13 protein-coding genes and 1 riboswitch are annotated in these 12,873 nt (G+C 49.2%); of the genes, 6 read left to right on the forward strand and 7 right to left on the reverse strand.

What is annotated here, in order from left to right; translation table 11 throughout:
• Window positions 1-71 precede the first annotated feature (71 nt).
• Window positions 72-338: an accessory factor UbiK family protein gene (locus tag DT73_RS06160; RefSeq protein WP_036105626.1), complete on the reverse strand. Its 267-nt coding sequence runs from the start codon at window positions 336-338 to the stop codon at window positions 72-74.
• A 120-nt stretch (window positions 339-458) separates the two neighbouring features.
• Window positions 459-608, forward strand: a riboswitch (FMN riboswitch).
• Between the two features lie 102 nt (window positions 609-710).
• Here DT73_RS06160 and ribB point away from each other — a divergent pair.
• On the forward strand, window positions 711-1,364 hold the full coding sequence (gene ribB / locus DT73_RS06170; RefSeq protein WP_036105631.1) for a 3,4-dihydroxy-2-butanone-4-phosphate synthase: 654 nt from the start codon (window positions 711-713) through the stop codon (window positions 1,362-1,364).
• A gap of 69 nt (window positions 1,365-1,433) precedes the next feature.
• Here the strand turns inward: ribB and DT73_RS06175 are convergent, their stop codons facing one another.
• From DT73_RS06175 to zupT, 3 genes are all read right to left on the reverse strand, one after another.
• On the reverse strand, window positions 1,434-2,375 hold the full coding sequence (locus DT73_RS06175; protein ID WP_036105635.1) for an AEC family transporter: 942 nt from the start codon (window positions 2,373-2,375) through the stop codon (window positions 1,434-1,436).
• 360 nt (window positions 2,376-2,735) lie between these two features.
• Window positions 2,736-4,421, reverse strand: coding sequence for an NAD-dependent malic enzyme (locus DT73_RS06180; RefSeq protein ID WP_036105640.1), 1,686 nt, complete (start codon window positions 4,419-4,421; stop codon window positions 2,736-2,738).
• A 448-nt stretch (window positions 4,422-4,869) separates the two neighbouring features.
• Window positions 4,870-5,637 carry a zinc transporter ZupT gene (gene zupT / locus DT73_RS06185; RefSeq protein ID WP_036105642.1) on the reverse strand — a complete coding sequence of 256 codons (768 nt, stop codon included), beginning with the start codon at window positions 5,635-5,637 and terminating at the stop codon, window positions 4,870-4,872.
• Window positions 5,638-5,829: 192 nt separating this feature from the next.
• Here zupT and ygiD point away from each other — a divergent pair, with 192 nt between their 5' ends.
• Window positions 5,830-6,621: a 4,5-DOPA dioxygenase extradiol gene (gene ygiD / locus DT73_RS06190; RefSeq protein WP_036105645.1), complete on the forward strand. Its 792-nt coding sequence runs from the start codon at window positions 5,830-5,832 to the stop codon at window positions 6,619-6,621.
• A gap of 80 nt (window positions 6,622-6,701) precedes the next feature.
• Here ygiD and DT73_RS06195 read toward each other — a convergent pair whose 3' ends face one another.
• The 3 genes from DT73_RS06195 to tolC form a co-directional block, all read right to left on the reverse strand.
• Window positions 6,702-7,865: a glutathionylspermidine synthase family protein gene (locus DT73_RS06195; RefSeq protein WP_036105649.1), complete on the reverse strand. Its 1,164-nt coding sequence runs from the start codon at window positions 7,863-7,865 to the stop codon at window positions 6,702-6,704.
• 3 nt (window positions 7,866-7,868) lie between these two features.
• Complete coding sequence (locus DT73_RS06200) at window positions 7,869-8,534, reverse strand: DUF1190 family protein (RefSeq protein WP_036105652.1); 666 nt, start codon at window positions 8,532-8,534, stop codon at window positions 7,869-7,871.
• 168 nt (window positions 8,535-8,702) lie between these two features.
• On the reverse strand, window positions 8,703-10,160 hold the full coding sequence (gene tolC, locus DT73_RS06205; protein ID WP_036105656.1) for an outer membrane channel protein TolC: 1,458 nt from the start codon (window positions 10,158-10,160) through the stop codon (window positions 8,703-8,705).
• A gap of 211 nt (window positions 10,161-10,371) precedes the next feature.
• On the opposite strand from tolC, the gene nudF reads away from it, so the two are divergent.
• Genes nudF through yqiA form a run of 4 tightly spaced genes read left to right on the forward strand, consistent with a single transcriptional unit; the run spans window position 10,372 to window position 12,856 of the window.
• A complete protein-coding gene (nudF, locus tag DT73_RS06210; RefSeq protein ID WP_036105658.1) occupies window positions 10,372-11,004 on the forward strand; it encodes an ADP-ribose diphosphatase in 633 nt (210 codons plus the stop codon).
• Window positions 11,005-11,006: 2 nt separating this feature from the next.
• Window positions 11,007-11,429 carry a DUF1249 family protein gene (locus DT73_RS06215; protein WP_036105661.1) on the forward strand — a complete coding sequence of 141 codons (423 nt, stop codon included), beginning with the start codon at window positions 11,007-11,009 and terminating at the stop codon, window positions 11,427-11,429.
• 24 nt (window positions 11,430-11,453) lie between these two features.
• On the forward strand, window positions 11,454-12,281 hold the full coding sequence (gene cpdA, locus DT73_RS06220; protein ID WP_036105664.1) for a 3',5'-cyclic-AMP phosphodiesterase: 828 nt from the start codon (window positions 11,454-11,456) through the stop codon (window positions 12,279-12,281).
• Window positions 12,281-12,856: an esterase YqiA gene (gene yqiA, locus DT73_RS06225; protein WP_036105667.1), complete on the forward strand. Its 576-nt coding sequence runs from the start codon at window positions 12,281-12,283 to the stop codon at window positions 12,854-12,856. The genes cpdA and yqiA overlap by 1 nt, the downstream gene beginning before the upstream one ends.
• Window positions 12,857-12,873 lie beyond the last annotated feature (17 nt).

A 12,873-nucleotide genomic window follows, 5' to 3' on the forward strand; every position in this document is an offset into this window, starting at 1 on the left:
TCTGAACAGAGCCCTGTGAGCCACCAACGGTTGGCAGTCAGTTAATGTTACCAGCCGTTGGTTTTTCAGGGTTATGCCTGCTCGTCACTCTCTTGTTTCTGGGCACTTTCAAGTGCGGCGAGGCGCTGTTCCAGCACAGCCAGCTTTTCGCGCGTCCGCAGTAAAACCTGGGTCTGCACATCAAACTCCTCACGGCTCACCATGTCCAGGCGCGTCAGCTGTGCCTGCAGGGTCTGGCGGATTTTTTTCTCAACATCTTCACCAAAATCACGCATGCCTTTGGGCATTGATTCGTGAATCTGACGGGCTATCTGCTCAATTTTTTTTGGGTCAATCATTGTCTTTTCCGGCGATAAAGTGAGGTGATTCTTCTATTGTAATCGCTGAGTCCGGGGGGATAAACCAGAAATATTTCTAAGCCCGTTGCCGGGTTAGTGGATTGGCGTTATAGTAAGTGCGTTTATTCTCAGGGCGGGGCGAAATTCCCCACCGGCGGTAAATCAGCTCTTTGCTGAAAGCCCGCGAGCGCTCCGCTGTCATGGCGGAGGTCAGCAGACTCGGTGTAATTCCGGGGCCGACGGTTAGAGTCCGGATGGGAGAGGATAGCGATCCAGTCGGGTGAAAGCCCGCTCGCGTTATTTATTTGCCTTTTGGCACTCCTAAGACTGCCCTGGTTCTGGTAATCCATAAGTTTAATGAGGTTTCTTACCATGAATCAGACGCTGCTTTCTTCTTTTGGCACGCCTATTGAACGCGTTGAACAAGCGCTTACTGCATTACGTGAGGGCCGTGGTGTAATGGTCCTTGATGACGAAAATCGTGAAAACGAAGGTGACATGATTTTTGCCGCTGAAAACATGACGGTTGAACAAATGGCACTTACCATTCGTCATGGTAGCGGTATTGTGTGTTTGTGCATTACGGACGAGCGCCGTAAGCAACTTGACCTGCCTATGATGGTAGAAAATAACACCAGTGCGTTCGGTACCGGGTTTACCGTTACTATTGAAGCTGCTCACGGTGTGACTACCGGTGTTTCTGCGGCCGACAGGCTGACCACAGTGCGTGCCGCAATTGCCGATGGCGCAAAACCCAGTGATTTGAACCGCCCGGGGCATGTTTTCCCGTTGCGTGCTCAGGCTGGTGGTGTGCTTACCCGCGGTGGCCACACTGAAGCGACGGTAGATTTAGTTACGCTGGCCGGGTTCAAACCAATGGGTGTGCTGTGTGAACTGACCAACGACGATGGCACTATGGCTCGTGCGCCGGGTTGCATCGAATTCGCTGGTAAACATAACTTAGCGGTTGTCACCATCGAAGATATCGTGGCTTACCGCCAGGCTAATGAGCGTAAAGCCAGCTAACTGGCAATGACCTTTTATTTACTGTGGCAGCCATTTGGCTGCCACAGTGCTTTTCGGGGTCTGATACGGTTATGAAACCAGGTAAATCATGATGCCCTCGGTCACAATGCCCAGAGCTGTCCCCAGTAAAATGGACGATGAAGCTGATTCCACATAAGTATCACTGCGTATGGCAAACATCCCGGCAGCTATCGCGGAAGGTGTGGCGCCAATAATCACCACTTGCTGCATAAACGTGTGGCTCAGGCCAACCGCCAACCCTGCGGCAACCATTAATGCAGGCTGGATCAGGTTCTTAATACTGATGTTGGTGAGTGTATGTATATTGAAAGCAGGGCGTTCGCCATAGAACAGTAACCCCAGAGCAAACAGTGAAATCCCTCCGGCAGTTTTCCCCATCATCTCAATTGGTGACTCCAGTAGTGCCGGGATTTTCAGACCACTCAGGCTAAGCAATACCCCCAGAATCGGGATCCAGACAATAGGGTTGCGAACTGCTTTAAATAAATTCGCGGCTATCATACTGCCCAGGCTAACGGCTTCAGATTCGCTACCTTTTTCCCCCATGCGAATCAGCATAATGGTCAGTGGGATCATCAGTACGCTGGTTATCAGGTTACCTATCAGAACCCCCAGAAAACCTTCCGGGCCAATCAATACCGCCAGTACCGGTGCGCCAAAGTAAGCCATATCCGGGAAGGCACATACCAGTGACTGAATGGCACTGGTTTTAATATCATGGCGAAAGACAAACCGCGAAATAAGTAATGCCAGCAACCACGACCCCATCAGACCAAATACCAGTACGGCCATGAATGGCAGGTTTTGAATTTTCTCCGGGTCTGTTTTTAGTGCCCCCATAAATAAATGTAGAGGCAGAGCAAAACGGATAACTACCGTCGCCAATACCGATGCATCTTCACGACGGGTATAACCCAGCTTACCACTTAGCCAGCCAAGAACCATAATAAACACAAGTGGAAATAATGAGGATAAGAGTAATGTTGGCATGATATTACCTTGTAATAGTATTGGGCGAAAACAACCTGTATATCATCTTCAGTGATGTTTTCTCTCGTTGAGATTTTTCTGGTAACTCACTGAATGCCAAGGTTGTATTACGCTGTTTTTGTAATGATTGAATAATCGTTATGGTGAACTGAATATATAGTTACTGGGTTTTCTTGTGAGTGACATTAGTCACAGCAAAGGGCTAACATTAATTACTAAAGCCTGATTAAATTTAATAAAGTAACCAGTGCGTGTTTTTGTGGTGGAAGACTATTTATCAATGGCTGATGGTGGGAATAGATGTGAGAAATAAAAAATGCGCCAATAAATGGCGCATTATGCACAGGCAAGAAAAATAAATTAAAATGCCGCGTGTTTATAAGGCTGGTATTCTGCTTTCCAGAATGTTTTATCAATAGCGGCAAGAATAGCATTGTCATCCATTTGTGGCGCAACACCATCCTGCTGTGCGGCTTTAGCCACAGACAGCGCTATTGCCCGGGAAACCTGTTCGATTTCTTCAATCGGAGGCAGTAACTTACCGCGCTCGGTCTGTACCAGCGGTGAGTGGTCTGCCAGTGTCTGGCTTGCCGCCAGCAACATACCATCTGTGACACGGCGAGCTTTCGCCGCCAGAATGCCCAGCCCCAGGCCCGGGAAAATATAGGCATTGTTACACTGGGCGATATCGTAAATATTATCCTGGTAGCATACCGGTGGGAACGGGCTCCCGGTAGCAACCAGTGCTGCACCTTCAGTCCAGGCAATTAAGTCCTGTGGTTTGGCTTCCGCGCGTGATGTTGGGTTAGACAACGGCATAATAATGGGATGCGGGCAGTGGCGATACATCTCTTTGACGATTTCTTCACTGAATAACCCGGGTTGCCCGGAGACGCCAATTAACACAGTGGGTTTAGCGTGGCTGACTACATCCATCAGGGAAATTGTTCCGGCTTCATTACCCCAGCCCTGCACTTTTTCCCGGTTGGTAACCAGGCGGTGTTGGAAATCCCGCAGGTTGGGCATGTCGTCGGTCAACAGGCCAAAACGGTCTACCATGAAGACTCGTGAACGTGCTTCTTCTTCACTGGCGCCATCTGCCACCATACGTGCAATGATCGTTTCCGCAATACCGCAACCAGCGGAACCCGCACCCAGGAAGGCAATACGCTGGTCACGCAGTGTTGAACCTTTAGCCTGTGAACCGGCAATCAGTGTACCTAATGCCACTGCGGCGGTGCCCTGAATATCGTCGTTGAAGCAGCACAACTCGTCACGGTAACGGTTCAGTAATTGTGTGGCATTATTCTGAGCAAAGTCTTCAAATTGCAGCAGAACGTTTGGCCAGCGCTCTTTCACGGCATTGATAAACATATCCATAAATTCACGGTATTCACCATCCGTGATTCGCGGGTGGCGCCAGCCCATATACAGCGGATCGTCCAGGCGCTGGGCGTTGTTTGTGCCCACATCGAGCATAATCGGCAATGTGGATGCCGGGTCAATGCCACCACAGGCGGTGTACAGCGATAATTTACCGATAGGGATCCCCATGCCGCCGATCCCCTGGTCACCCAGGCCGAGAATACGTTCGCCATCGGTGACAACAATGACTTTTATGTCATGACGGGAAAAGTTTTGCAGCATGTCATCAATACGGTGGCGATCTGGCCAGGAAATAAATAACCCGCGGGCGCGGCGGTAGATATCAGAGAAGTGTTCACAGGCCTCACCCACTGTAGGGGTATAGATGATGGGCATCATCTCTTCAAGGTGTGCACGCAGCAGGTTATAGAATAATGTTTCGTTAGTATCCTGGATATTTCGCAAATAAATATGGCGGGAGAGGTCGCGTTTAAAGTGATTAAACTGGGACCATGCACGGTCAGTTTGTTCAGTGATGGTTTCGACTTGTTCCGGCAACAGGCCAATTAAATTTAATGCAATACGCTCTTCATGAGAAAATGCCAGGCCTTTATTTAATAAAGGGTTTTCCAGCAACATAGCCCCAGTATATGGGGTATATACAGAATTTTTTTTTAACATCTGAATGCTCCAGGGACGACCATACTGCCACGGCGCATAAGAGAAAATATCACCATGTAAATATACGTCTGGCGTATGATGTAGGGGTGTAACGGTTTAATTTAGCCCCGATTGTAGTCCTCATTTTTACAGATTTTTAATTACTTTAATTGCATTAAACTTTAATTGGTTTTTTTAGTGTTTTTTGTTTGATTATTATCCAGAGGATGGATGGTGGGTAACTATCTATCTATGGGGAACTGGTAACCCATATAACGGTATTGGTGCGTTATATAATACCAGATATTTTATTTTATGTGACGAAGTTAAATATTTCAATAAATGATTGTGGAAAAACCGAGTTAAATATGTATTTAGTTTCCCGCTTCCATTCGGTTTTTTTGTGCGATTGCCTGGTATCATTACCAGCTACTACCAGGCTAATCGCGCACAATGAACACGCCGGGAGTTAACCCAGCCCTAAACTTTGTAATGCGCTCAGGCTTAATCCCATTACAGCCATGCCGCACAATACGCCATAACTGGGGTTATTTTGCGGGTCAATCTCTTTTGCCAGTGGCATCAGTTCATCTACGGACAACGCCACCATAATACCGGCAACCGCTGCCATTACTGCGGCCATCACCACAGGTGAGACCATACTACCGAGCAGCAACCAGGCAAGGATCCCCCCCAGAATTTCTGCCATACCGGATAAGCCTGCCCACAGTAATGCTTTGCGCTTCGAACCTGTTGCGGCATATACCGGAGCGGAAACCGCCAGCCCTTCTGGAATATTATGCAGCGCGACAGCGAGTGCAATACCCAGCCCCAATTCAATATTGCTGCTGGCGGTTACGAATGTCGCTATTCCTTCAGGAAAGTTGTGCAGACTAATCCCTAAAGTGAGTAACAAGGCTGTGCGCCGCAATTTCCTGGTGTTGATACTGCCATCCATCAGGTCCTGCGGGTGGGCATGGGGCAGCGCGCGATCAAGAGCAAAGTAGCCAGTCAGCCCGGCGATAAACATACCGTAACCCAACAATGGCGACATATTAGGTGTATCCAGAGCTGCAGGCAGCATTTCCATCAGGGAGATTAACAGCATAATACCTGCGGCAAATCCCAGTGCGAATGCCAGCAGGCGGTTAGAAGGTTTTTGGCCTATTATCCCTAAAAATGCGCCAATAAATGTCGAACTACCCGCTAACAGAGTCAGAACCAGCGGTACGGACATAGCACTCTCCTTTGATAATAATTATCATTTATACATTTGGTTACACAGAGTGTCGAGGGCCGGGACTGCGTTTTACATAACAATACATTCAAAATTTCTGATGATCATCATCATGGTTATCTGCGTTTATTTGCAGGCTAAAAGCCGTAATCTGGCAGTAAGTAATCTGACACGGTAATTAAGGATATAATGATGAACACCTCACGTATGCCTGCGCTGTTTGTTGGTCATGGCAGCCCAATGAATGTGCTTGAAGATAACGTGTTTACTCGTTCCTGGCAGCAACTGGGTAAAACACTGCCTCGCCCGAAAGCGATGGTAGTGGTTTCTGCTCACTGGTACACACGGGGTACTGGCGTTACAGCAATGCCTAATCCAAAAACTATTCATGATTTTGGCGGGTTTCCGCAGGAACTGTTCGATACACAATACCCGGCGCCTGGCGCACCGGATTTAGCTCAGCACTTAGTGGATATACTGGCTCCTGCCGCCGTAATTAAAGATGACAGTGCATGGGGTTTTGACCACGGTTCATGGGGAGTGGTTATCAAAATGTACCCTGATGCCGATATCCCTATGGTGCAGTTGAGTATTGATGCCACCCAACCACCGGCCTGGCATTATGAAATGGGCCGTAAGCTGGCAGCACTGCGTGATGAAGGTATCCTGCTGATTGGTAGCGGCAACGTTGTACACAACCTGCGTACTGTTCGCTGGCAGGGGGGGAGTGAGGCTTATCCCTGGGCAACCGCCTTTGACCAGTATGTTCGCGATAATTTGACCTGGAAAGGTGAAGCGCAAAACCACCCGTTGGTTAACTATATGGACCACTCAGGCGCTCAGCTTTCTTGCCCAACACCAGACCACTACCTGCCACTGTTGTATATTCTGGGGGCATGGGATGGCGAAGAGCCGGTGAGTATCGTCACCGAAGGGATTGAAATGGGCTCTCTGAGTATGCTTTCTGTGCAGGTTGGCGCATAACCGCGTTGCCATACAGTGCTGTGTCAGAGCCAGATGAATACTGAGTAAGACCGCGCCTGGTTACCAGGCGCGTGCAGTATTTATTCAGGTGTGAAGCTGTGTGGGTAAAAGCGCGAAAGATCTTGCGTGATCAGCGCTCTGTCTTCCCGAATACCGATCCCGGCGGGTTGATCATTAATAAGCCAGGATCCAATTAGCGTATAGCTGTCGCCAAACCTGGGTAACGGGTGGTATTGCTGGACAATCATACCTTCTTCACCATATGGCCCATCTGCCCGGGCTATTTCTTTCCCGTGTTCGATAATCTGAATATTGGCACCTTCACGGGAGAAAATGGGTTTCACCACGTAGCTCTCCATGGCGGGATGATCATCTGCGGCAAACCAGGCGGGTAAAAGGTTTGGGTGGCCTGGAAACATTTCCCACAGCAATGGCAGTAACGCTTTGTTAGATAAAATACTCTTCCAGGCCGGTTCCAGCCAGCGCACACCAGCATCTTCCAGTTTTGTCGAAAACATCTCCCGCAGCATGAACTCCCACGGGTAGAGCTTGAACAAGTTGCTGATGACCTGATCCTGCATATCAGTAAACTGGCCTTTCTCGCCCAGCCCAATTTGGTCCATAAACAGGAATTCGGTCGGGAGCCCGGCTTCGGCCGCGCAGTCCTGGAGATACTGCACCGTGCCACGGTCTTCAATACTGTCCTGGCAGCAGGCCATGTGCAGTAAATTGAAGCCGTGCTGCTCGTGCAATACACGAAAACGCTCGATTAGCTGTTCTTGCAGGCTGTTGAACTGATCACTTCCCGCTGGCAGGTTACCGGCGTTGATTTGATCTTCCAGCCAGATCCACTGGAAAAACGCAGCTTCATATAGTGAGGTTGGGGTGTCGGCATTGTTTTCCAGTAGCTTAGGTTCCCCGGTGCCACCCCAGGCAAGGTCCAGCCTGGAGTAGAGCGATGGCTGGCGGGTTGCCCAGCTTTGGCGTACGAAATCCCGGGTATGGCGCGGGATGCAAAATTTATCCATCAAAGCATCACTGGCAACCACGCGTTCTACGGCTTTCAGGCACAACTGGTGTAATTCAGCAGTAACATCTTCCAGCTTTTCAATTTCCGCCAGAGAGAACTGGTAATACGCGTCTTCACACCAGTAGGGTTCGCCATACATGGTGTGAAAGTTGAAGCCAAATTCACGGGCTTTATCCTGCCAGCCTGGGCGTTCGGTAATAGGCAGACGTTTCATGAATTAACCACCCATTGTACGACGCGTTGTGCCACTGGTACTGGAGCGTTGCATAGAAGTTTGTTTGGCTACGCTTTCACCAAAACCACCACGAGTAATTGTGCTGGTGGTTGCTGGTTTTGGTGCCATCGCTGTTTTGGGAACTGTCATCGTGCGCCCAGGTGTTGCGGCACCATAGTTTTTACCGCTGGCATCTGTGTAGCGGCCATAAGCCGGGCTGGAAGGGTTTTTTGAACTGAATAGTGGCTGTTGAGCGTAAGAGCCGCCCATCATTCGGCCCATCATGTAGCCGGCCATTAACGGCATCCAGAAACTCCCTCCTGACTGGGCCTGTGCCTGGTTATCACCTGCCACACTGGCCTGAGATGGCGCAGGCTGGCATTGCCCTTCACCAAACTCGGCAATACAGTCTTCGCGGGTGGCGTATTTAGGTGCAGTACGTTCAGCTTCTTTCAGAGCGTTGTTATAGGCTGTTGTACACTGCTGGCTTTCACCCGGGTTGGCAGCGCTGCAATCATCTGCATTTTGGTAAAGTTTTACGGTCTCATCGCTTTTTTCACAGCCTGCGAGTAAGAATGCCGCCGTGACAGCCAGAGCTACAGGCGTTAAATGCCGCGCATTCCAGCTTTTGCGAAAGGCGGAGAGTTGTATTGTTTTGGTCCTTTTCATCATTCTTTTCCTGGCCCAGTGGTAGGTATTACTTGGAGTGCCAAGAATAGAGGAACACTGATTATATTTGAAGCAATGTGCAGAACTGTGGAGGCTTCTTTACGAAGCCTTACGTTTAGCAAAAAAAAGAGAGCCAAAAGGCTCTCTCGGGGAAAACAAAACGGCCAGTTAGTGGCTCAGCATTTTTTTGCTGCTGCTGGTGGTTCTGCTGGCTGTTTTCTGTACAGCAGTGTCACTGTAACCATCTGCACTTGCGTCCTGTTGCACATTATCCGGCGCAATGCTTTCAGGTGAAGTCGAAACCGGTTTGCTCAGTTCACTGTTCAGTGTGACTAAGTCCTGCTGGTTCAACGTACCCAGAGCAGATTTCAGTGTCAGAGTATTAATCAAGTAGTTATAACGCGCGCTGGAAAGCTCCTGCTTGGCGCTATACAGCGTGGATGTTGCATCCAGAACATCAACAATAGTACGGGTGCCGACAGAGTAACCGGCTTCCATTGCATCCAGTGAGCTTTGCGCAGAAACAACTGCCTGTTTGTAGGCATTGATGCTGCTAATGGATGCATTGATGTTGTTCCAGGCTGAACGGGTGGTTTGCACAACACTGCGGTGAGCGCTTTCCAGCGACTCGCTGGCACCCACAAAGTTATATTGTGCCTGTTTCACCTGTGAAGTGACAGACCCACCGCTGTAGAGCGGTAAAGAGAAGCTCAGGCCAACAGAGTTCTGGCCGATGTCTCTGTCTGCATAGCTTGAACCAACAGCGTTGTGACCATCGTATTTGGTGTTGGAAACACTACTGGACGCGGTCAGATTCAGTGTCGGCATATGGCCGGTCTGGTAGTAGCGAATTTGCTCACGAGCCAGATCCTGGTTCAAACGAGCCTGCAACAAAGACAGGTTACGGTTTTCCGCTTCTTTGAGCAGGTTCTGAACAGCCTGAGGTTTGTTGACTTTCATGTCCGCAACATTGACGGATGCCAGTTCAGGGTAGAAATTGCCGGTAATCTGGCGCAAAGATTCCAGTGCATTATCCAAATTGTTACGGGCGGTGACTTCATTAGCCAGAACGCTGTCGTATTGAGCACGGGCGTTTTGTACGTCAGTAATCGCCACCAGGCCGACATTAAAACGCTGGGTAGTTTGGTCAAGCTGACGGTAAATAGATTGTTTTTCCGCTTCAACGTATGACAACGAATCGATAGCGCTCAATACGTTAAAATAAGCTGTTGCGGTATTAAGGATCAGAGTCTGTTCGTCAGACTGGTAGGAGACATCCTGTATTCCTGCCGTTTTTTCCTGAATGGTCAGCGCACGCCATTTTGACATATCGAAAATAACTTGCGTAAGCTGTAAGGACGCACTGGTGGCATTGGAGTTAATGCCATCGTTGTCACGGTAGCCGTTGTTATAGGTATAGTCGGCTCCCAGACCCAGTTGAGGTAATAATGGGCTGCGTGATTCATTGATTTTCTCAAATGCCGCGTCGCGATCAGCTGCGGATTTACGCAGGTCAGGGTTACTGATACGTGCCTGCTGATAAACCTGCAACAGGTTTTCTGCCTGGCTCATGGTACTGAACGCGACAAAGCTCAGACCAATAAGTGTGGGGAGCAGTTTCTTCATTTGCATTCCTTGTTGTGAAGCAGAAATTGTGTGTAATAGCGCTGACTGATGCCAAAAAGGATCGCCAATTTTAGCAGGTTCAGCTTTGACAACGTCTTGGCGTTAAGTGCCATCTGCCCTGAAAATTCATCAATCTACCACAGAGTGGTTGAAACAACATTCCTGATGGATTGAAATCAAGAAATCAATCACTATTCAAGCAGGTTTACTGATGGCTATAGAAAACAAAAACATCACAACGTTTACAAAAAACGATGTAGAAATTATTGCACGGGAAACAGTTTGGCGTGGTTTTTTTTCGCTCGATGTCTGGCGTTTTCGTCACCGTATGTTCAATGGTGGAATGAGCGAAGAAGTTCGGCGGGAAATTTTCGAGCGTGGGCATGCTGCAGTACTGTTGCCCTACGATCCTGTGCGTGATGAAGTGGTGATTATCGAGCAAATTCGAATTGCTGCTTTTGATACCAGTGAAACCCCATGGCTGCTGGAAATGGTTGCCGGCATGATTGAACCGGGCGAGTCGCCGGAAGATGTAGTGCGCCGTGAAGCAGAAGAAGAGGCCGGGTTGCATGTGAAACGTACCCGGCCAGTATTAAGTTACCTGGCAAGCCCTGGCGGAACCAGTGAACGTTTGTCTATTCTGGTCGGAGAAGTGGATGCAACGACAGCTACCGGGATCCACGGCCTGGCGGAAGAAAATGAAGATATCCGCGTTCATGTCGTCAGCCGGGAAACTGCTTACCAATTAGTCGAGGAAGGGAAAATCGACAACGCCGCATCTGTCATCGCCTTGCAATGGCTGCAGTTGCATTATCAACAATTACGACAAGAGTGGAACGCATGACAATGAAGCGCTATACACCTGATTTCCCTGAGATGATGCGTTTGTGCGAAACCAACTTCGCCCAGTTGCGCCGGTTGCTGCCACCTGTTGACGCAATCGGTGAAAAAATCAGCTACCAGGTCAATAGTGCTCAGTATCGGTTAACGATTCTTGAATCAACTCGCTACACTACGCTGGTTGAGATTGAACAAACGCTACCCTCTGTAACATACTGGAGTCTTCCTTCCATGTCCGTCAGGCTCTATCATGACGCCATGGTTGCTGAAGTGTGTTCAAGTCAGCAGATCTTCCGTTTTAAAGCACGTTATGATTATCCTAATAAAAAGTTGCATCAACGCGACGAAAAACATCAAATTAACCAGTTCCTTGCCGATTGGCTACGTTACTGTTTAGCGCATGGAGCGATGGCGATTCCGGTTTGTTAGCGTCGTGAAACCTAAGGACACCATTTGGAAAGCCTGTTGACAATACCTGCTGCTGATGAAGCCAGTATCAGGATACTACAAATTACTGACACCCATTTATTTGCCGGGAAAGATGAAACGCTGTTGGGCGTTAACACCTGGTCAAGCTACCGGGCAGTGCTGGCGGCTATCCACAAAGAGGCCCGCCCGTGTGACCTGATAGTTGCCACCGGGGATTTAGCACAGGACCAGAGCAACGAAGCCTATCAGCACTTCGCTGAAGGGGTTTCTTCGTTGGCGGCGCCTTGTGTCTGGCTGCCTGGTAATCATGATTTTCAACCCGCAATGTTCAGCTCGCTGAAAGAATCGGGTATTTCGTCTTCAAAGCAGGTACTGGCAGGGAAAAGCTGGCAGATTGTGCTGCTTGATAGCCAGGTTTTCGGTGTGCCCCATGGTGAACTGAGCGAATACCAGCTTGAGTGGCTGGAAAAAAAACTGGCTGAAAACCCTGACCGGCAAACTTTGTTGCTGTTGCATCACCACCCTCTGCCTGCCGGGTGCAGCTGGCTTGATCAACACAGCCTGCGCAATGCTCAGGCACTTGATGATGTGTTGCAACGTTATGCCGGAGTGAAACACTTGCTGTGCGGGCATATCCACCAGGAAATGGATGTAGACTGGAATGGGCGCCGGATGATGGCCACACCGTCTACTTGCGTGCAGTTCAAGCCACATTGCGCCAATTTTACGCTGGACACGATTGCTCCGGGATGGCGCTGGATAACACTGCACCCTGATGGTTCGTTGACAACTGAAGTTTGTCGTTTGTCGGGCAGTGCTTTCAGCCCCGATACTGATTCTGAAGGTTATTAATGGCCACTCTTCTTTATCTCCATGGTTTCAACAGCTCACCACGTTCTGCTAAAGCCACCAGTATGAAAAACTGGCTGGCTGAACATCATCCTGACATCACCATGGTTATCCCTCAGTTACCTCCTTACCCGGCCGATGCCGCAGAAATGCTTGAATCTATTGTGATGGCCAGAGGAGGGGAACACATGGGCATTGTGGGTTCATCATTAGGTGGGTACTACGCCACCTGGTTGTCGCAATGTTTTATGTTGCCTGCCGTGGTTGTGAATCCGGCTGTACGCCCTTTTGAATTACTGGCAGATTTTCTGGGAAACAATGAGAACCCATACACCGGCCAGCAATATGTGCTAGAGTCTCGCCATATTTATGATCTCAAAGTCATGCAGGTTGACCCGCTGGAAGCACCCGATTTACTTTGGTTGTTGCAGCAAACGGGTGATGAAGTGCTGGATTACCGCCAGGCAGTGGCTTATTACGCCCCTTGCCGCCAGCATATTGAAGAAGGCGGTAATCATGCATTCACCGGCTTTGAGCATCATTTCACACAGATTATTGATTTCCTGGGGCTGAGTTAGTACCAGGTATCTTCTTC

Origin of the sequence: Mangrovibacter sp. MFB070 (assembly GCF_000705335.1) — a bacterium.
In the GTDB taxonomy this organism is placed as follows: Bacteria; Pseudomonadota; Gammaproteobacteria; order Enterobacterales; family Enterobacteriaceae; genus Mangrovibacter; species Mangrovibacter plantisponsor.

Coding starts and splice junctions, on each gene's coding strand:
- DT73_RS06160 (WP_036105626.1), bottom strand. CDS start 338: ATGATTGACCCAAAAAAAATTGAGCAGATAGCCCGTCAGATTCACGAA.
- ribB (WP_036105631.1), top strand. CDS start 711: ATGAATCAGACGCTGCTTTCTTCTTTTGGCACGCCTATTGAACGCGTT.
- DT73_RS06175 (WP_036105635.1), bottom strand. CDS start 2,375: ATGCCAACATTACTCTTATCCTCATTATTTCCACTTGTGTTTATTATG.
- DT73_RS06180 (WP_036105640.1), bottom strand. CDS start 4,421: ATGTTAAAAAAAAATTCTGTATATACCCCATATACTGGGGCTATGTTG.
- zupT (WP_036105642.1), bottom strand. CDS start 5,637: ATGTCCGTACCGCTGGTTCTGACTCTGTTAGCGGGTAGTTCGACATTT.
- ygiD (WP_036105645.1), top strand. CDS start 5,830: ATGAACACCTCACGTATGCCTGCGCTGTTTGTTGGTCATGGCAGCCCA.
- DT73_RS06195 (WP_036105649.1), bottom strand. CDS start 7,865: ATGAAACGTCTGCCTATTACCGAACGCCCAGGCTGGCAGGATAAAGCC.
- DT73_RS06200 (WP_036105652.1), bottom strand. CDS start 8,534: ATGAAAAGGACCAAAACAATACAACTCTCCGCCTTTCGCAAAAGCTGG.
- tolC (WP_036105656.1), bottom strand. CDS start 10,160: ATGAAGAAACTGCTCCCCACACTTATTGGTCTGAGCTTTGTCGCGTTC.
- nudF (WP_036105658.1), top strand. CDS start 10,372: ATGGCTATAGAAAACAAAAACATCACAACGTTTACAAAAAACGATGTA.
- DT73_RS06215 (WP_036105661.1), top strand. CDS start 11,007: ATGAAGCGCTATACACCTGATTTCCCTGAGATGATGCGTTTGTGCGAA.
- yqiA (WP_036105667.1), top strand. CDS start 12,281: ATGGCCACTCTTCTTTATCTCCATGGTTTCAACAGCTCACCACGTTCT.